16 protein-coding genes are annotated in these 18,276 nt (G+C 68.6%); 1 reads left to right on the top strand and 15 read right to left on the bottom strand.

Going from position 1 to position 18,276, the window contains the following annotated elements:
- Window positions 1-31: 31 nt before the first annotated feature.
- The 12 genes from HXX10_RS24560 to HXX10_RS24505 all read right to left on the bottom strand — a co-directional run bounded on the left by HXX10_RS24560 (window position 32) and on the right by HXX10_RS24505 (window position 16,044).
- A complete protein-coding gene (locus HXX10_RS24560) occupies window positions 32-1,684 on the bottom strand; it encodes a carboxylesterase family protein (RefSeq protein WP_296525906.1) in 1,653 nt (550 codons plus the stop codon).
- Window positions 1,685-1,769: 85 nt separating this feature from the next.
- Window positions 1,770-2,672: an amidohydrolase family protein gene (locus tag HXX10_RS24555; protein ID WP_296525905.1), complete on the bottom strand. Its 903-nt coding sequence runs from the start codon at window positions 2,670-2,672 to the stop codon at window positions 1,770-1,772.
- A 17-nt stretch (window positions 2,673-2,689) separates the two neighbouring features.
- On the bottom strand, window positions 2,690-3,085 hold the full coding sequence (locus HXX10_RS24550; RefSeq protein WP_296525904.1) for an SDR family oxidoreductase: 396 nt from the start codon (window positions 3,083-3,085) through the stop codon (window positions 2,690-2,692).
- 6 nt (window positions 3,086-3,091) lie between these two features.
- The gene (locus HXX10_RS24545; protein ID WP_296525903.1) at window positions 3,092-4,060 is read right to left on the bottom strand and encodes a tripartite tricarboxylate transporter substrate binding protein; all 969 of its coding nucleotides are present in this window, start codon (window positions 4,058-4,060) and stop codon (window positions 3,092-3,094) included.
- Window positions 4,061-4,146: 86 nt separating this feature from the next.
- Window positions 4,147-5,115 (bottom strand): TAXI family TRAP transporter solute-binding subunit, encoded by a 969-nt coding sequence (locus tag HXX10_RS24540; RefSeq protein WP_296525902.1) that lies wholly within the window; start codon window positions 5,113-5,115, stop codon window positions 4,147-4,149.
- A gap of 62 nt (window positions 5,116-5,177) precedes the next feature.
- Window positions 5,178-7,184, bottom strand: a complete 2,007-nt coding sequence (locus tag HXX10_RS24535) for a TRAP transporter fused permease subunit (protein ID WP_296525901.1) — start codon at window positions 7,182-7,184, stop codon at window positions 5,178-5,180.
- A gap of 666 nt (window positions 7,185-7,850) precedes the next feature.
- Window positions 7,851-8,543 (bottom strand): 2-phosphosulfolactate phosphatase, encoded by a 693-nt coding sequence (locus HXX10_RS24530; protein ID WP_296525900.1) that lies wholly within the window; start codon window positions 8,541-8,543, stop codon window positions 7,851-7,853.
- Window positions 8,544-8,591: 48 nt separating this feature from the next.
- On the bottom strand, window positions 8,592-9,056 hold the full coding sequence (locus HXX10_RS24525; RefSeq protein WP_296525899.1) for an endonuclease domain-containing protein: 465 nt from the start codon (window positions 9,054-9,056) through the stop codon (window positions 8,592-8,594).
- A gap of 106 nt (window positions 9,057-9,162) precedes the next feature.
- On the bottom strand, window positions 9,163-12,180 hold the full coding sequence (gene ppdK / locus HXX10_RS24520; protein WP_296525898.1) for a pyruvate, phosphate dikinase: 3,018 nt from the start codon (window positions 12,178-12,180) through the stop codon (window positions 9,163-9,165).
- 173 nt (window positions 12,181-12,353) lie between these two features.
- Entirely contained in the window at window positions 12,354-14,522 is a 2,169-nt protein-coding gene (glyS, locus tag HXX10_RS24515; protein ID WP_296525897.1) for a glycine--tRNA ligase subunit beta, read from the bottom strand.
- A gap of 6 nt (window positions 14,523-14,528) precedes the next feature.
- The gene (locus HXX10_RS24510; RefSeq protein ID WP_296525896.1) at window positions 14,529-14,975 is read right to left on the bottom strand and encodes an endonuclease domain-containing protein; all 447 of its coding nucleotides are present in this window, start codon (window positions 14,973-14,975) and stop codon (window positions 14,529-14,531) included.
- Between the two features lie 118 nt (window positions 14,976-15,093).
- On the bottom strand, window positions 15,094-16,044 hold the full coding sequence (locus tag HXX10_RS24505; RefSeq protein ID WP_296525895.1) for a glycine--tRNA ligase subunit alpha: 951 nt from the start codon (window positions 16,042-16,044) through the stop codon (window positions 15,094-15,096).
- A 159-nt stretch (window positions 16,045-16,203) separates the two neighbouring features.
- Between HXX10_RS24505 and HXX10_RS24500 the strand changes: the two genes are divergently transcribed.
- Window positions 16,204-16,623, top strand: coding sequence for a hypothetical protein (locus tag HXX10_RS24500; RefSeq protein WP_296525894.1), 420 nt, complete (start codon window positions 16,204-16,206; stop codon window positions 16,621-16,623).
- On the opposite strand, the gene HXX10_RS24495 is transcribed toward HXX10_RS24500, so the two are convergent.
- The 3 genes from HXX10_RS24495 to HXX10_RS24485 form a co-directional block, all read right to left on the bottom strand.
- Window positions 16,612-16,833 carry a hypothetical protein gene (locus tag HXX10_RS24495; RefSeq protein WP_296525893.1) on the bottom strand — a complete coding sequence of 74 codons (222 nt, stop codon included), beginning with the start codon at window positions 16,831-16,833 and terminating at the stop codon, window positions 16,612-16,614. The genes HXX10_RS24500 and HXX10_RS24495 overlap by 12 nt on opposite strands.
- Before the next feature lie 129 nt (window positions 16,834-16,962).
- Window positions 16,963-17,160: a hypothetical protein gene (locus HXX10_RS24490; protein ID WP_296525892.1), complete on the bottom strand. Its 198-nt coding sequence runs from the start codon at window positions 17,158-17,160 to the stop codon at window positions 16,963-16,965.
- A gap of 123 nt (window positions 17,161-17,283) precedes the next feature.
- Window positions 17,284-18,165, bottom strand: a complete 882-nt coding sequence (locus HXX10_RS24485; protein ID WP_296525891.1) for a S49 family peptidase — start codon at window positions 18,163-18,165, stop codon at window positions 17,284-17,286.
- Window positions 18,166-18,276: the final 111 nt, after the last annotated feature.

Here is an 18,276-nt window from a genome sequence, read left to right as displayed (position 1 = left end):
GCGGCAGGCAGCGGCGCCGACGCGGCGTCGCCTACTGGGTGAGAAAGGTCGGATAGAGCGGCTTCCAGAACCCGCATCTGTGCGCGACGGAAGCATCGAACGTCCGGACCTCGCCGGGGACGAGGTTCATCACCGACGTCTCCGAGGCGTAGCGCGGCCAAGCCGCCGCGCCGGCCGCGACCGGTATGCCGGTGCGAGCGAAGCTCGTCCAGTAGGCCATCATCTGGTCGGCGAGCTTTTGCGAGGGCGGCGCGAGGGCGGGTCCCGCGACCTTGGTCGTGTTGTCGAAATGGGGAAACTGATAGAGCAGCTCGGACGAGTGCACGGCACCCATCTCGAAACCCGGATCGGTCGTCACGGGCGGGGCCGCCGGGTCGCCGAACACGTATTCGTAGACCGGAACGTGCCTGCGCATCAGCTTGCCGGCCTCGAGATAGATGCAGTTGTTCAGCCCGATCTTCGGGGAGAAGTCCGACATCACGCTGCCGAGCGCCGTCGGCGCCGAAGAATAGGCCGTCACCGGATACGCCTTCAGCACCGTCGGCGACTTGTCCCCGTAGACGGCCTTCAGGTCGTCCGGATAGCTCTCCGCCGTGATCCTGGCTCCCGCCATGACGTCGTAGGCGACGTAGAGCCGCAGCTCCTCGCTGTCGCCGCCGTTGAGAACCGGCACCCGCACGAAGCGCCCGGTGCGCAGCGCCTCGAAGCTCTGGAGCGGCACCGTCTCGGTGCCCCAGACCGGCGAATAGGTCATCAGGTCGGCCGCGCCGACCTCCGCGGCCGCGGCCAGCAGATCCGTCACCTTCGCCTTGCGCAGACAGGCGAGCGCCGTCGCCTTGTCGCCGCAGCCGACCTTGGCGGCGACCTTCACGCCGATCTCGCCCCCCTCCGTTACGGAGTGAAGCGGATGGGCGCATCCGCCGCTCTGCACGATGGCGCGACGGAACAGACCTCTGGTCTGGCGCGGCGCGATCAGATGCATGCACACGCTCGACGCGCCTGCCGACTCGCCGGCCAGCGTGATGTTGTCGGGGTCGCCGCCGAAGGCGGCGATGTTGCGCTTCACCCAGCGCATCGCCAGACGCTGGTCCTCCAGCCCGTAGTCGCCGTTGTGGGCGGCGGCGAAGTCCGGATGCGCCATGAAGCCGAACACGCCGAGCCGGTAGTTGAGCGAGACGACCACCACGTCGCCGGACCTGGCGATGGCGGAAAGCGGATAGAGCGCGCTCGAGCCGCCGACGAAGGCGCCGCCGTGGATCCAGACGATCACGGGTTTTTTGCCACGCGGTCCGCTCGCGCGGCCAGGGCCGGTGACCGGCACCGTGACGTTGAGGGTCAGGCAGTCCTCGATGTCGCTCGCCGCGGTGAGTCCGTAGCGTGAGACCTGCGGGCAGGCATTGCCGTAGTGGATCGCATCGCGAACGCCGCGCCAGGGCTTCGCCGGCTTCGGCATGGCGAAGCGCAGCGCGCCCACCGGCGGCTCGGCGTAAGGGATGCCCTTGAATTCGCGCAAGCCGTTCCCGACCATGCCCCGCACCGCCCCCGTCTCGGTGACGACGACGGCGGCATCCGAACGCGGTGCGTGACGCGGTGCGGCGACGGTCGGGTCGAGCGCGGCAAGGCACACGGCGAGCGCGAGGCCGAGGCCCACCATGCTCCTGGGAGCGCGGAGTGTATCTGTCATGTGTCTGTTCCGAACCGGGCGAGACGCCCGTCGGAACAGCTATCGGCAAAAGACGAACAAACGATGGACGCGCCGCGCCGGCGCCTCAGCGCTTGTCGAACTCGAACAGCTCGGTCGGGTTGTCGACCAGCATCAGGCGCTGGGTGCGGGCATCCTCGGCGATCTGCGGAATGAGATCGACGAGCTCGCCGTCGTTCGGCATGAAGCGCGAGATGTTGGGATGCGGCCAGTCGGTCCCCCACACCACCCGCTCGGGCGCGTGGCGCACCAGCGCGCGGGCGAGCGCCACGGCGTCGGCGAAGGGTGGCCCGGCGCGCGAGATGCGGTCGACGCCGGAGAGCTTGACCCAGATGGTGCCGCGGTCGAGCAGGCGCTTGAGCGCCCCGAAGGCGAAGCCGGCCGTGCCCTCGGCAACGTCGACGCGGCCGATGTGGTCGATCACCACCTTGGCGCGGATCGACGTGATGAGGTCGAGCGAATCGAGCAGCTCCTTGCCGGTGACGTGGATGGCGACGTGCCAGCCATGGGGCCGCACCAGCTCGATCACGGTGCGCATGTCGTCGAGCGACGGACGGCCGCCGAGATGCTGGAGAAAGTTGAAGCGCACGCCGCGCACGCCGGCGGCGTGCAGCCGCGCGACCTCCTCGGGCGCCGTGCCGGGCGTCAGCAGTGCGACGCCGCGATAGCGTCCGTCCGTGGTGGCGAGCAGGTCGAGCAGCGCCGCGTGGTCGGTGCCGTGGCAGGACGACTGCACGAACACGCCGCGCTCGAAGCCGAGGAAGTGGTGCAGCGCCAGCAGCCTCGCCTTGGGGGCGTCGGGCGGCGTGAACGGCCGCTTCGGCGCATAGGGAAAGACATCGCCCGGCCCGAAGATATGGAAATGCGCGTCGCAGGCGCCGGGCGGCGGCACATAGGCCGGCTTCTTCGGATGCGGATCGGGCGGAGGACACGTGGGCTCTTGGCCCGGCTGCCGGTCGACTTGCGTCATGGTGGTCCTATCCAGACTCAATCGCAGCGTGCCGTCATGCCGCCATCGACGACGATCTCGGTGCCGGTCACGAAGCGCGCCTCGTCGGACGCGAGAAACCAGGCGGCAGCCGCCGTGTCGCGGCCGTCGCCCATGAAACCGGGTGGGATGCGGGCGACGTGCGAGCGCAGCAGCGCCTCGACGTCACCGCCGGCACGCTGGCCGGCGACCCGCGCTTCCACCATGGGCGTGTGCATCTGACCCGGAACCACGGTGTTCACCCGGATACCATGGCCAGCATACTGCACGGCGACCACGTTTGAGAACTGGATAACGCCGGCCATGCAGGCCGCATAGGCGATCTGCGCGGCCGCCGATCCAGCACAGGCCGCCGCGGCCACGATGGCGACCCTGCCGTCCGGACGTTTTGCCATGCCCCCTCACTGGCCCGGCTTCACCCCGGCGGCGACCACCACCTTGCGCCACTTGTCGATCTCGCTGCGGATATATGCGGCGAACTCTTCCGGCGTGTCGCCGACCAGGATGGCGCCCTGGGCCGCGAGCTTGTCCTTCACGTCGGGGCTCTTCATCGCGTCGACGGCGGCCTTGTGGAGCTTGGCGATCACGGCCGGCGGGGTCGCGGCCGGCGCCACCATGCCGTACCAGTTCTCCGCCTCGACCTGCGGGAAGCCGGCCTCCGCCGTGGTCGGCACGTCCTTCAGGCTCGGCGCCCGCTCGCGGCTGCCGACCGCGATCGCCTTGAGCTTGCCGGCCTGGATGTGCGGCAGCAGCACCGGGATATCGAGGAACACGATGTGGACCTGTGACGCCAGGATGTCGGTGACGGCGGGCGCGGCGCCCCGGTACGGGATATGGACGATGTCGATCCCGGCCGTGATCTTGAGCAGCTCACCGGCCAGATGCGGCATGCTGCCCGGCCCCGAGGAGGCGAAGCTGATGTCGCCCGGCTTGGCCTTGGCCAGCGCCACCAGCTCGGCCATGGTCGAGACCGGCAGGGTCGGCGCCACCGCGAGGATCTCCGGCACCTTGGCGACCAGGGTGATCGGCTTGAAGTCCTTCAGCGGATCGTAGGGAATCTTCTCCTGCAGGCTCGACGAGATGGCGAGCGCGCCGGCGCTGGTGACACCGATCGTGTAGCCGTCCGGCTCGGCCTTGGCGACCGCGTCGGTGCCGAGCACGCCGCCGGCGCCGCCGCGATTGTCGATCAGCACCGGCTGGCCGAGCAGCTCCGACATCCGCTGCCCGACCGTGCGGGCGATGATGTCGTTCGGCCCGCCGGGCGGGAACGGCACGACCAGCCTGATGGGCCGGGACGGGAACTCCTGGGCGCCCGCCAGGGCGGGGGCGAGGAGCAGCGTGAGGCCGACGAGGGCGCGAAGAAGCGGCATGGGCGACTCCGGGGGAGAGGTCGGAAGCGAGAAACGCCGTCGTTCCGGGGCGCGGGCTGAAAGCCCGCGAGCCCGGAACGACGGAATCACATCTGCACGCCCTTGTCGGCGAAGTATTTCAGCGCGCCCGGATGCCACGGGATCGAGGAGTTGCCCTTGAGCTGGTACTTGAAGTCGATGCTCTCGGCCTCCTTGTGGACGGCGACGAGGTCGGCCTTCTGGTCGAAGATCGTCTTGACGATGTCGTAGGCCATCAGGTCCGGCATCTTGTCGCTCGCCACCAGGACGTTCCACACCACGCTGATGTGGTTGTCCTTGCCCTGGCCCGGATAGGTGCCAGCCTTGATGGTGTCGGTGGCGTAGAGCGGGCCGTACTTGGCGTTCATCTTGGCGACCACCTCGTCGTGGTCGACCATCTTGATTTTTACACCCGGCGTCGCGCCCAGATCCGTCACGGCGGCGGTCGGCAGCCCGCCGACCCAGAAGAAGGCGTCGATCTTGCGGTCCTTGATGGCGTTGACCGACTCGGCGACGCCGAGCCGCTCGCGCCGCATGTCCTTGTCCTTGTCGAGCCCGGCCGCCTCGATGACGCGGAACGCCATCACCTCGGTGGCGCCGCCGGGCGAGCCGGTCGACACCCGCTTGCCCTTGAGATCGGCCATCTTCTCGATGCCGGTGCCGTCGATCGTGACCACGTGCATGCGGTTCGGGTAGAGCACCAGCAGGGTGCGCACCTCGACCTTGTTGCCCTTGAACTTGTCCTCGCCCTTGAAGGCGTCGAGCGCGGCGTCGGCCATCGAGAAGCCGACCTCGCTCTGGCCGGAGCCGATCAGCTTGAGATTGTCGACCGAGCCGCCCGTCACCTCGGCCGTGGCCTGCACGCCGGGCAGGTTCTTCGACAGCACGGCCGCGAGCGCGCCGCCCATCGGATAGTAGACGCCGCCGGTGCCGCCGGTGCCGATCGCGATGGCCTTCTGCTGGGCCACGGCAGCGCCGGCCAACACGAGAGCCGTCGCGGCGGCGCCGACGAGGAGTCGGGGGACCTTGAAGCGCATCTGGACGTTCTCCCTTGAACGATCAGGTTTGGTTTTCTGAATCGTGGGGCCGTTCGGCCCCGTCACGCCGACTGGGGTTCGCCCCGCGTCCTGATCTGCCAGAAGCCTAGCAGAGCGACGAGCGCGAGGCCAAACCAGGCCGGCTGCGGCACGTCGACGTTCAGCAGCCATTCGGTCGCGGGCTCCAACAGGCTCGGGAACACCAGCAGCAGGCCGGCCAGCGTCCACAGCACCCGCTCGCCCGGCGTGCAGCGGCGAAAGCCCCAGTTCTGCGCCGCGACCGCCAGCGCGCCGAGCCCGGCCGCGGTCTTCAGCGTGATCAGCACGATGTCGATCAGGCCGCCGTTTTTCGGCGCAACCATCAGCAGGCCGACTCCCATCGGATCGAGGATGAAGACGAACGGCACCAGAAAGGCCGGCAGCGTGTATTTCCACGCCTGCAGCGTCGTCTTGTAGGGATCGCCTCCGGTGATGGCGGCCGCCGCGAAGGGCGACAGCGCGGTCGGCGGCGACACCTCGGACAGCACCGCGTAGTAGAAGATGAACATGTGCGCGGCGAATTCCGGCACGCCGAGCTTGGTGAGCGCCGGCGCGGCGATGACGGCGCAGATGATGTAGGACGCCGTCACCGGCACGGCCAGCCCGACGATCCAGACGATCAGGGCCGTGTAGATGGCGGTGAGCAGCAGGCTGTTGCCCGCATAGGCGAGTACGATCGAGGAGAACTTCAGCCCCAGCCCGGTGAGCGTGACGACGCCGACGATGATGCCGGCCGAGGCGCAAGTGGTGGCGGCGTTCAAGACCCCGATGGTGCCGTCGGAGAGCGCCCGCACCAGCTTCCTGGGCCACAGCGCCGTCTCGGGCCGCAGGAAGGAGAGACCGAAGGCCAGCAGCGTCGACCAGAACACCGACAGCATCGGCGAATAGCCCGCCACCATGAAGCCGATGACGGCGAACAGCGAGACGAAGTGGAAGCCGTAGCGCTTCAGCATCTGCGGGATGGTCAGCGACGTGTCGTAGGGCACGTTCTTGGCGCCGAACCGCTTGGCGTCGAGCTCCACCATGAACAGGAGCGACAGGTAGTAGAGGCAGGTCGGAATGATCGCCATCCAGATCACGTCCAGATAGCTGATCTTCAGGAACTCGGCGATCAGGAAGGCGGCGGCGCCGAGCACGGGTGGCGACAGGATGGCGCCCAGGCCGCCGGCCGCCAGCAGGCCGCCGGCGGCGTTCTTCTCGAAGCCGGCCCGCGCCATCATCGGATAGGCGACGGCGCCGATCGTCACCGTGGTGGCGACGCCGGAGCCCGACGGACCGCCGAGCAGAAACGACGACAGCACCACGGTGCGGCCGGCGCTGTTGGGCTTGCCGCCCATCACGGCGAGCGAGAAGTCGATGAAGAACTTGCCGGCGCCCGAGTGCTGCAGGAAGGCGCCGTAGATCGTGAACATGATGATCAGCGTGGAGGAGACGTCGACGGCGACGCCGAAGATGCCCTCCAGGGTGATGAACAGATGCCCCACCAGCCGGCTGACCGTGTAGCCGCGATGCGTCCAGGGCGGCGGCAGATGCGGCCCGACCAGCGCATAGACGATGAACAGGATCGCCACCACGGGCATGATCCAGCCGGTGGTGCGTCGCGTCGCCTCGAGCAGCAGCACGATGAAGACGACGCCGAGCACCACGTCCCAGCGGTCCGGTACGGCGGCGCGGTCGGTGAACTCCTCGCCGCCGGCGAGCGCGTAGCCGAGAATGCCGACGCAGGCGATCGCCGCGACGACGTCCCACCAGCGGATGGCGTTGCGGAAGCGCGTCGCCAAGGGAAACAGCAGGAAGCACAGCACCAGCACGAAGCCGACATGGATGTAGCGCAGCGGCTGGGTCGGCACGATCGCGTAGGCGGAATAGAGATGGAACAGGGTGGAAACGACGGCGATCGCCGTGACGATCATGCCGGCGCGGCCGGACAGGCGGTTGGCCGCGCCCTCCTCCTGCTCGATATAGGCCTCGGCTTTTCGCAAGGCCTCGTCCGAGATGGCGCCCTGCGAGGTGAGCCGAACGTCAGGCATCGCCGAATCGACCGGCGCCGGACGGCCGGAGGAGCCCGGAACGTAGCCGGGCGGCGGCTCGAGCGGCCGGAACGGATCGTTTCTCGCGGCGGCGCCATACTGAGACGATCCCGGCAGGGGCGTTCCTGGCGACGATGCCGGCTGGCTCGCGGAGCCCGGCGGGGCCGTCGCCGTGTCGTCTGATGCGGTCGGGTGCTCGGAACTCGATCGCGACGCGGGGCCCGCGCCGGTACGCTCGTCGGCCATGCTCGTTTCCTGCCCTGGGCCGCCGGCGGCGACGGCCTGTCGTTGGTCGCGGGCTCGTGGCGGCCCGCTTTATGCGCAAACCCTCCCAGGCCGCGCGGCGAAAGTCCAGTGGGACGAACGGATGACGGGAGGAGACGGTGGGCGGTGCGGGAGGAAACACAAAAGGACGGCAGCAAGAACCTGATGATTGAAACGGCCGGACCAGTTGGAGATCGAGCACGGCGCCGCGGTTCCCCTCCCCCCGCTCGCGCAGCGAGTGGCGGGGAGGGGTCAGGGGTGGGGGGCTTCGGCGCAAGACACACCAGCCACCCTTGCGAATGCGGATGCGCTGTTCCCCCCACCCCCGACCCCTCCCCACCGCTGCGCGGGGGGAGGGGAGCCGCAGCGCCCGTCGCGATGCGCTCTCCGGCGCCTGCCCTGCTACGCCGTTTCCATCCTGGCCACCGGCCGGCCGTCCTCGCGAAGAACCCGGATGGCGAAGTCGAAGCGGCCGACGTCGAGGCAGATGTCGAGGTCGCCGGGATGCATGTAGGTGACCTCGGGATCGCGGAAGTCGGCGATCTGGCCGCCGGCCAGGATCAGGTCGCACGCCGCCGCGGCGTTGCCGGGCCGGCCTTCCAGCAGGTTGCGCAGGTGGATGGCGCAGACGTCGTCCTCGTCGGCGCGCACGACGGAGTTGCGGCCCATGGCGACCAGGGTGACACGCTCGGGCCGAGCGGCCAGCACGGCCCGGGTGGTCGCCGGCGCGGTGACGAGCGCGCCCGCGTAGAGGCGCTCGGATTGCCCGAGGGCCGCGACGACGCCTTGCGTGCCGGAGCTGGTGCGCTGGATCACGGTGCGCCCCTCGAGGTCGAGCTCTCCGGCCTCGAACGGCGAGTTGCCGAGCTCGAAGCCAGGCACCTTGACGCCCTCGACCTCGCCCATGCAGACGCTGCCGACGCCGGCGTCGCGCAGCGCGAAAGCCTCGTCGACGCTGTCCACCATGACGATCTTCTCGGCACCGCGGGAGAGCACGACGGCCGCCGTCGTGAAGGCGCGGAACACGTCGATCACCACCACGGTCCCGGCCGCGCGCCGCGCGCCTTCCAGCAGGCTTTCGATGACGATGTTCAAGACGCTTCGCCTTTCTTTCGCCAGCGCTCGAGCATCAGGACGAGCCGCTCAGAAGCCGCATCGTGACGGAGCTCGGCGCTTCGGTCCCCCTCCCCCCGCGAGCGCAGCTCGTGGCGGGGAGGGGTCAGGGGTGGGGGGCACTGCGCTACCGCATTCGACGACGGTTGCGATTGTCTCCAGCACGCCCTCGATATTGCCGAGAACCTCGTTGTTCCAAAAGCGAAGAACGCGATAGCCCTTCGTCTCGAGATAGGCGGTGCGTGCGTCGTCGCGCGCAAGGTTGTCAGCCGCTGCGTGCTGTCCACCGTCGATCTCGATGACGAGGCGCGCCGCATGACAGGCGAAGTCTGCGAAAAAAGGACCGATGGCCGCCTGCCGGCGCCAGTGCGACGAACCGGGCGGGACACGCCGAAGATGCCACCAGAGCTTTCGCTCCGCATCGGTCATGGCGCGGCGCATTGCGCGCGCGGGGGGCACCCGGGTGTCGACCGAACGGGATTCGGACTCGGCCACGCCGTTCCCCCCACCCCCGACCCCTCCCCGCCACGAGCTGCGCTCGCGGGGGGAGGGGAGCCGAGAGGCCGTGCGCCGGAAGAAGGCCCGGCGCGCGTGCGGTCGGTCACACCGTGCCGGAGCTGCCGCCGCCGAGCGCCGCCTGGGCGGCGGCGAGGCGGGCGATCGGCACCCGGAACGGCGAGCACGACACGTAGTCGAGCCCGATCTTGGCGCAGAACATCACCGAGGCCGGATCGCCGCCGTGTTCGCCGCAGATGCCGGTCTTGAGGTTCGGCCGGGTCTTGCGGCCGCGCTCGGTGGCGATCTTCATCAGCTCGCCGACGCCCTCGGTGTCGATCGACACGAAGGGGTCGCCGGGCAGGATGTTCTTGGCCGTGTAGGCGCCGAGGAAGCTCGCGGCGTCGTCGCGGCTGATGCCGAAGGTCGTCTGGGTGAGATCGTTGGTGCCGAACGAGAAGAACTCGGCCGTCTCGGCGATCTCGCCGGCGCGCAGCGCCGCCCGCGGCAGCTCGATCATGGTGCCGACCGAATACTTGAACTTGGTCTTGCTCTCCTCCATCACGGCCTTCGCCATGGCGTCGATGCGGGCCTTGACCAGGTCGAGCTCGGCCTTGGTGGCGATCAGCGGCACCATCACCTCGGGCACCACCGCCTCGCCGGTCTTCTTGGCCGCCAGGACGGCCGCCTCGAAGATCGCCCGCGCCTGCATCTCGGCGATCTCCGGATAGACGACCGCCAGGCGGCAGCCGCGGAAGCCGAGCATCGGGTTGAACTCGGCGAGCTCCTTGGCGCGATCGGCGAGCTTGCGCGGATCGGCCGCCATGGCCTGCGCCACCTCGGCGATCTCCTGCTCGGTGTGCGGCAGGAACTCGTGCAGCGGCGGATCGAGCAGCCGGATGGTCACCGGCTTGCCCTTCATGATCTCGAAGATCTGGGCGAAGTCGTCGCGCTGCATCGGCAGCAGCTTGGCGAGCGCCTTGCGGCGGCTCGCCTCGTCGTCCGCCAGGATCATCTCGCGCACCGACCGAATACGCTCGCCCTCGAAGAACATGTGCTCGGTGCGGCACAGGCCGATGCCCTCGGCGCCGAACTTCACGGCGACGCGGGAGTCGTTCGGGGTGTCGGCATTGGTGCGCACCTTGAGCTTGCGGACCTTGTCGGCCCACCCCATCAGGGTGGCGAAGTCGTCCGACAGGGTCGGCTCCTGCATCGGCACGCGGCCGGCCAGCACCTGGCCGTTGGCCCCGTCGATGGTGATCACGTCGCCCTTCTTGAAGACGTGGCCACCCGCCGTCATGGTGCCGGCCACGTAGTCGACCCGGATCGAGCCGGCGCCGGCGACGCAGGGCTTGCCCATGCCGCGCGCCACCACGGCGGCGTGCGAGGTCATGCCGCCGCGGGTCGTCAGGATGCCCTCGGAGGCGTGCATGCCGTGGATGTCCTCCGGGCTGGTCTCGACCCGCACCAGGATGACCTGGCGGTTCTGGGTCTTGAGCAGCTCGGCCTCGTCCGAGTTGAAGACGATCTCGCCCGAGGCGGCGCCCGGCGAGGCCGGCAGGCCGGTGGCGATCACCTTGCGCTCGGCCTTGGGATCGATGGTCGGGTGGAGGAGCTGGTCGAGCGAGGCCGGCTCGATGCGCAGCACCGCCTCGTTGCGGGAGATCAGCCCCTCGTTGGCGAGATCGACCGCGATCTTCAGCGCCGCCTTGGCGGTGCGCTTGCCGTTGCGGGTCTGCAGCATCCACAGCTTGCCGCGCTCGACCGTGAACTCCATGTCCTGCATGTCACGGTAGTGCTTCTCGAGCTTGGCGTAGTACGTCGACAGCTCCTTGAACGACACCGGCATGGCCCGTTCCATCGACGGCCGGTCGGAGCCCGACTCGATCCGCGCCGCCTCGGTGATCTCCTGCGGGGTGCGGATGCCGGCGACCACGTCCTCGCCCTGGGCGTTGATCAGGAACTCGCCGTAGAGCCGGCGGTCGCCGTTCGACGGATTGCGCGAGAAGGCGACGCCGGTCGCCGAGGTCTCGCCGAGATTGCCGAACACCATGGCCTGGACGTTGACGGCGGTGCCCCAGCTCTCCGGGACGTTGTTGAGCCGGCGATACGTGATGGCGCGCTGGTTCATCCAGCTCCCGAACACGGCGCCGACGGCGCCCCAGAGCTGCTCTTCCGGGTCCTGCGGGAACGCATGCCCGGTCTCGCGCTCGACCCGCAGCTTGTAGCGGCCGACCAGCTTCTCCCAATCCTCCGCCTTGAGGTCGGTGTCGAGCTTGTAGCCGTGCTCTTCCTTGTGCTCGTCGAGGATCTCCTCGAAGTGGTGATAGCCGACGTCGAGCACCACGTTGGAGTACATGGTGATGAAGCGGCGATAGGAATCGAAGGCGAAGCGACGATCGTTGGACTGCTTGGCCAGCGCCTCGACGGTCTCGTCGTTGAGGCCGAGATTGAGCACCGTGTCCATCATGCCGGGCATCGAGGCGCGCGCACCGGAGCGCACCGAGACGAGCAGCGGATCGGTCTTGTCGCCGAAATTCTTGCCGACGATCTTGGCGACGTGGTCGAGCGCGGCGCGGATCTGCGCCTTGAGCTCCTTCGGATAGGTCTGCTTGTTCTGGTAGTAGTAGGTGCACACCTCGGTCGTGATGGTGAAGCCGGGCGGCACCGGCAGGCCGAGGCTCGCCATCTCGGCGAGATTGGCGCCCTTGCCGCCGAGCAGGTTCTTCATGCCCGTGCGGCCTTCGGCCTTGCCGTCGCCGAACGTGTAGACCCACTTGCCCTTCACGGCGACCGGAGTCGGCGCCTTCGCGGGCGGCTTGGCGGCGCTCGGCTTGGCGACGCGCGCCGCCGGCTTGACGGCCTTGGTGGCCGGCTTGGTGGTGCGGGCAGCGGGCTTGGCCGGACGAGCGGCCTTGGCGGCGGGCTTCGGAACGGGCTTGCGCAGCGTCTTGGCGGCGGCGGGACGGCGGGCAGCCGCGACCTTGGCGACCGCCTTCTTCGCGGTCTTGGTCGCCGCCTTGGTCGCCGCCTTCTTGGCGGCGCCCGCCTTCACGCTGACGGCCCGCCCTCCCTTGGCGGTCGCTACGGACGGGCGGCGCTGTGCTTTGCTCGACTTGGCCATTGATTGCTCCGATGTGCGCGAAACGCTGAAGACTCCTCGGGCGGCGCGCGCAATTACGGTACACGCCGCAGCGGGGGTCGATCCCTCTGGTCCTAAACAGACCTTGATCATCCGAGACTGAAACCGTCCGGATTTTTTAAGGAGCGCAGTTTCCACCGCCCGCGCGGATTTTGCTAGCCCTCGATGCGGGAAAAATCCGCCACCGCCAGCGTCGCGGCGCGGATGCCGTCGAGCAGCCGCAGACGATTGGCTCGCACCGCCTTGTCGTCGGCGTTCACGGTCACTTTCTCGAAATAGGCGTCGACATGCGGCCGCAGCGTCGCGATCGCGCTCATCGCGCCGGCAAAATCCTCTCGCGCCACCGCGGCTTCCGCCTCGCCCTGGGCCTTCTCGATGGCGTGGCTGAGCTGCCACTCCTCGGCCTCCCGGAACAGCCCGGCATCGACCGCCCCGGTGTAGCGGGTGCCGTCGCGCTTCTCCTCGATGCGCAGAATGTTGGTCGCCCGCTTGACCCCGGCCAAAAGATTCTTGCCGTCCTCGGTCTCCAGGAATTTTGCCAAGGCCTCGACGCGGCGGACGATCTGCAACAGATCGTCCTGGCCTTCGCCTTTCAGCGCGAGAACCGCATCGACCAGATCGTGGCGCGCGCCCTGCTCGCGGAGCTGCACCTTCAGCCGGTCGGCGAAGAAGGCGAGGAGGTCGGCGAGCCGAGCGGGCGTGTGGTCGATCGTGGTTCCGATTTTTCCAGACTGTATATCAGCCTCAGAAACCTCAGAAATCAGCTTCGGCACGATTGTGACGTGCCGGGCTGGGGCATGGGCGCCTGCAAATTCTGCGATGTCCGCCAGTCGGAGCCGCAGCCCGTTCTCCAGCACGATCCGGATCACCCCGAGCGCCGCACGACGGAGCGCATACGGGTCCTTCGATCCCGTCGGCTTCTCGTCGATCGCCCAGAAACCCACCAGGGTGTCGAGCTTGTCGGCGAGCGCCACCGCGATCGACACCGGATCGGTCGGCACCCGGTCGGCCGGGCCCTGCGGCTTGTAGTGCTCCTCGCAAGCCGCGGCGACGCTCGCATCTTCCCCCTGGGCGAGGGCGTAGTACTTGCCCATCAGGCCCTGCAGCTCGGGGAACTCGCCCACCACCTCGGTGAGCAGATCAGCTTTCGCCAGCAGCGCGGCGCGCTTCACACTGTCGACATTCGCCCCGACCAGCGGCGCCAGCTCCGCCGCGAGCCGCCCGATGCGGACGATGCGCTCGGCCTGCGTGCCGAGCTTCTCGTGGAAGACGATCTGATCGAACTTCTTCAGCCGGTCCTCGAGCTTCGTCTTCAGATCGGTCTCGTAGAAGAATTTCGCATCCGACAGTCGCGCCCGAATCACCCGCTCGTTGCCGGCGACGATCGCGTTGCCGCCGTCGACCGCTTCCGTGTTGGAGACCAGCACGAATTTCGGCGCCAGCGTTCCGGTCTTCGGGTCGCGAACGACAAAACATTTCTGGTTGGCCCGGATGGTCGAGCGGATCACCTCGCCCGGAATTTTCAGGAACGCCGGGTCGAACGAGCCCATCAGCACGACGGGCCATTCGACCAGGCCGGCAACCTCGTCCAGCAGGCCCTGGTCCTCGACGAGCTCGAACCCTTGCGCGAAGGCGAGTTGGCGGGCCTCGTGCAGGACGATGTCGCGCCGCCGCGCCGGATCGAGCACCACCTTGGCGTCGAGCAGCTTCTGCACGTAGTCGTCGTAGTGCTTCACCCGGAATGTCGCCGGCGCCAAAAAACGGTGGCCGCGCGAAACATCGCCGGCGGCGACGTGGTCGACCGCGAACGGCACGATGTCGGGATCCTCGGTCTCCGGCCCGAAGGTGGCGACGATCGAATGCAGCGGCCGCACCCAGGTGAGCCGCCCGGACCCCCAGCGCATCGACTTCGGCCACGGAAAGGTGCGCACGACCAGGGGAAGAATCTCGGCCAGCACGTCGATGGCCGGCCGGCCGGCCTTTTCCACCAGCGCCACGTAGAAGTCGCCCTTCTTGGGGTCCTTCTGGACGGTCGCCTGGGCGATGTCGGTGAGCCCCGCACCCTTGAGAAAGCCTTCGATGGCCTTGTCGGGGGCGCCGACCCGCGGGCCCTTCTTCTCCTCGCGCAGATCGGGCTGGCGGGCCGGGATGCCCTGGACGGCCAGCGCCAGCCGCCGCGGCGTCGCGAAGGCGGTGGCGCCGTCGTAGACCAGGCCGGCATCGACCAGCTTGTCGGTGACCAGCTTTTTCAGGTCCTCGGCCGCCCGCGCCTGCATGCGGGCCGGGATTTCCTCGGAAAAGAGCTCGAAGAGAAGGTCGGGCATGGGAGGTCAAACTCGGCGGCGCCGTTCCCCTCCCCCCGCGCGCACAGCGCGTGGCGGGGAGGGGTCAGGGGTGGGGGGCATACGATCGTCGCCCAGCGCCTGGGCAATCACGGTCAGCACACCCTCGATGTTGTTCAGGATGTCGTTATTCCAGAATCGAAGAACGCGGTAGCCTCGGGTTGCGAGATAGTCGGTTCGAAGGGCATCGGCCGTGGCCGACGCGGCCTCGCCGTGCTGCCCGCCATCGACTTCGATCACCACGCGTCGCTCGTGGCAGGCGAAGTCGGCGAAGTACGGGCCGATGGGGGCTTGCCGGCGCCAATGCGACGATCCGGTCGGCAGCCGTTTCAGATGCCACCACAGCCTCTTCTCGGCTTCGGTCGTGGCGCGGCGGAGGGCGCGGGCGAGACCGGTGCGAGCGTCGATGCGCGTCGGATTTGCCTCGGCCGCCAAAGAGCCCCCCACCCCCGACCCCTCCCCGCCACTCGCTTCGCGAGTGGGAGGAGGGGAGCTGAAATGCCGTGCGTCCTCGATCGTCGCAACCGCCGAGCGGAGCACGTCGGCCCGTGCCCTACCCGGCGCCGCCGGCCGCGGTGGCCAGCCAGGCCTCGCCGCAGGCCTTGGCCAGCTCGCGGACCCGCAGGATATAGCTCTGCCGCTCGGTGACCGAGATGACGCCGCGGGCATCGAGCAGGTTGAACACGTGGCTCGCCTTGATGCACTGGTCGTAGGCCGGCAGCGCCATCAGATGGCGCGATGCCTTGGCGTCCTTCGGGTCCCGGCGCCAGCCGGCGTCGAGATACGTCTTGCAGGCGCCCTCGGCCATGCGGAACTGCTCGAACAGCATGGTGGTGTCGGCGTGCTCGAAATTGTGCCGCGAGTACTCCTGCTCGGCCTGCAGGAAGACGTCGCCGTAGGAGACACGCTCGGCGCCCTCGCGGCCGTTGAAGTTCAGGTCGTAGACGTTCTCGACGCCCTGCACATACATGGCCAGCCGCTCGAGCCCGTAGGTCAATTCGCCCGACACCGGCGCGCATTCGAAGCCGGCGACCTGCTGGAAGTAGGTGAACTGCGACACCTCCATGCCGTCGCACCAGCACTCCCAGCCGAGCCCCCAGGCGCCGAGCGTCGGGCTCTCCCAGTCGTCCTCGACGAAGCGCACGTCGTGCAGCGCCGTGTCGATGCCGATGGCGGCGAGGCTGTCGAGATAGAGCTGCTGCAGGTTTTCGGGGGACGGCTTCAGGATCACCTGGAACTGGTAGTAGTGCTGCAGCCGGTTGGGGTTCTCGCCGTAGCGGCCGTCCTTGGGCCGGCGCGAGGGCTGCACATAGGCGGCGTGCCACGGCTTTGGCCCGAGCGCCCGCAGCGTCGTGGCCGGATGGAACGTCCCGGCGCCGACCTCCATGTCATAGGGCTGCAGGATGACGCAGCCCTGGTCGGCCCAGTAGCGCTGCAGGGCCAGGATCAGCCCCTGGAACGAGCGTTCGGGCCGCATGTGCGGCGGCAGGTCGGATTTTGGCATGGTGGCTCGCATCGACGGTCATCGACCAGGATCGGCCGCATCGTCGACGCATCATTGTCGCGCCCCGGCCGCAGGCCGCGGACCCTAAAGGCAGGGATTCAGGGGGTCAAGGCGAGGGACTCGGTTGTACGCTCGAGCGAATACACCTAATATGTTTTTATGACCGAACCTAAGACCATTCGCGAAACTGCGATCCTCGTCGGAGGGCTCGATGCCCGACTCGGCCTGGTGCAGAAAATGGTCTGGGGCATCTTCGCCCTTCTCGGGACGCTGCTGGCCGGTGCGGCCGCCCTGTATGTCCAGATCGGGGATCTCAAAACCGAGATCGCGGGGATCAAAGCGACCGTGGCGGCGTCCAGCGACCGCCTCGGCAAGATCGAGAAAAGCCTAGAGGATCTTCGCATAGAAATCGCGCAGGCGCATCGGGTACTCTCGCGGCTCGATGCGCGACTCTCTTCGGCCAATATACCGCCGCGCCCACCTGTAAACGCACCCGAGCCTCCCCCCCTCGTAAGCGTGCCCATGCCCCCACCTCCGAGTGAAGCGCCCCGCCAAAACTATCAGGCGTCAGACCGCTGAACTGAACCGGCGCCTGATGTCCTGCTCCGCGAATGCGAAGTAGCCGGCCGCGGACAGGAGCGCCACGCCGGCTGCGGCGAGCGTGACGAGTGAGACGCCTCTGGCGTCCAGCAGCCCCATGAGCCCGCCGGCGACCGCGGCGAATGCAACCGCGAATGCAGAGCAGGCGAGAAGAAGGAGAAGTCGTTTCAGCAGGTCACGTGCAGTCATGGCTCGTCTCCACGCACACGCGCGGCCCCGATCCGGGCGGTACGACAGACATATGGGTCGCGTTTGGGCCGTCGCCACCGGCACGGCCCACACGCCCGCCCCGTTCCGTTGGGTTTCGGCCCCATCCCTCTACTCCGGCCGATACACGCCGGTGCGCGGGTCGCGGCGCAGCTTGGGCAGGCGCGAGGGGTCGATCGCCTCGGCGGGGCGCATCTGCTCCAGCTCGTCGTTGATGCGGCGCCATTCCTTCAGCATCACGCGGCCGAGCGCCGCCACGCCGAGCGCAGCGATGGTGGCGGCGATCATGGGCGGGAACACGAACGGCATGCCGGTTCTCCTCTTCACGGCCCGCGGGGGTGAGGGCGGCGCGGGTGAGCCGCTGAGTTCGAGTCCGGCACACCGGCGCCGGTTCAAAAGTGCGTTCGGTTCCCGGCCGGGCCGGAACCTGCGTCACAGTCCGTAGCGGCCCCAGATGGCGCGCGCCTCGACGGCCGAGATCGCATCCTCGGCCAGACTACGCGGGAGGCCGAAGCCGGGATCACCGGTGGCCCCCATCAGCCGGCGCGCCAGAAAGCCGCGCTCCGCCGACACCACCGGCATCGTCACGTCCTTGCCGAAACGCTCGCGCAGATACGACCGCAGATCGCCGAGCCGGTCGACCAGACCGTGGCCCAGCGCCGTCGACGCCGTCCAATACTCCCCGGAGAACAGGGTTTTTTCCGGGCCGGCCAGGCGGGCGCCGCGGCGGCTGCGCACCAGATCGATGAACAGGGCGTGGATCTCCTGCTGGATCGCTTTTATGCGCGCGACATCGTCCGGGTCCTCGGGGAGGAACGGATCGAGCGACGACTTGTGCTCGCCCGCCGTGTAGATGCGCCGGGCGATGCCGAGCCGCTTGATCGCCTCGTCGAATCCGAAGGTGGCGCCGATCACCCCGATCGAGCCGACGATGGAGGCCGGATCGGCGACGATCTCGTCGGCCGCGCAGGCGATCATGTAGCCGCCCGAGGCGCCGACATCCTCGACGGCGGCGATCACGGGCAGGTTCTTCTCCTCGGCGAGCTGGCGGATGCGTCGGAAGATCAGATGCGACTGCGCGGCCGAGCCGCCCGGCGAGTTGATGGACAGCGCCACCGCCTTGGCGCCGCGCATGGAAAAGGCGCGGTCGAGCGAGCGGGCGAGGCCGGACAGCGTGACGCCCGGGCGCAGCGGGGTCGACACGCCGATCACGCCGGTGAGCCGCACCACCGGCACCAGCGCCGCATCCTCGCGCCAGCGGCGCGGCAATACCGGGCCGATCAGCCGCCGCGCTTGGGCCAGGAGATCAGCCACGGGCCCGCGCGCCCCGCTATTCACCGGTTCCGTCATGCTGATTCCGTCATGCTGCCGTCGAACCTCCGTTGCAGTCTGTCGCCACGCACATCGCCCCCGACGCGCAGCTCG

This window comes from Rhodoplanes sp. (assembly GCF_013377085.1).
Classification (GTDB): domain Bacteria; phylum Pseudomonadota; class Alphaproteobacteria; order Rhizobiales; family Xanthobacteraceae; genus Rhodoplanes.
This window is presented reverse-complemented; position numbering and strand designations above follow the sequence as displayed.

Coding starts and splice junctions, on each gene's coding strand:
- HXX10_RS24560 (WP_296525906.1), bottom strand. CDS start 1,684: ATGACAGATACACTCCGCGCTCCCAGGAGCATGGTGGGCCTCGGCCTC.
- HXX10_RS24555 (WP_296525905.1), bottom strand. CDS start 2,672: ATGACGCAAGTCGACCGGCAGCCGGGCCAAGAGCCCACGTGTCCTCCG.
- HXX10_RS24550 (WP_296525904.1), bottom strand. CDS start 3,085: ATGGCAAAACGTCCGGACGGCAGGGTCGCCATCGTGGCCGCGGCGGCC.
- HXX10_RS24545 (WP_296525903.1), bottom strand. CDS start 4,060: ATGCCGCTTCTTCGCGCCCTCGTCGGCCTCACGCTGCTCCTCGCCCCC.
- HXX10_RS24540 (WP_296525902.1), bottom strand. CDS start 5,115: ATGCGCTTCAAGGTCCCCCGACTCCTCGTCGGCGCCGCCGCGACGGCT.
- HXX10_RS24535 (WP_296525901.1), bottom strand. CDS start 7,184: ATGCCTGACGTTCGGCTCACCTCGCAGGGCGCCATCTCGGACGAGGCC.
- ppdK (WP_296525898.1), bottom strand. CDS start 12,180: ATGGCCAAGTCGAGCAAAGCACAGCGCCGCCCGTCCGTAGCGACCGCC.
- glyS (WP_296525897.1), bottom strand. CDS start 14,522: ATGCCCGACCTTCTCTTCGAGCTCTTTTCCGAGGAAATCCCGGCCCGC.
- HXX10_RS24505 (WP_296525895.1), bottom strand. CDS start 16,044: ATGCCAAAATCCGACCTGCCGCCGCACATGCGGCCCGAACGCTCGTTC.
- HXX10_RS24500 (WP_296525894.1), top strand. CDS start 16,204: ATGACCGAACCTAAGACCATTCGCGAAACTGCGATCCTCGTCGGAGGG.
- HXX10_RS24495 (WP_296525893.1), bottom strand. CDS start 16,833: ATGACTGCACGTGACCTGCTGAAACGACTTCTCCTTCTTCTCGCCTGC.
- HXX10_RS24490 (WP_296525892.1), bottom strand. CDS start 17,160: ATGCCGTTCGTGTTCCCGCCCATGATCGCCGCCACCATCGCTGCGCTC.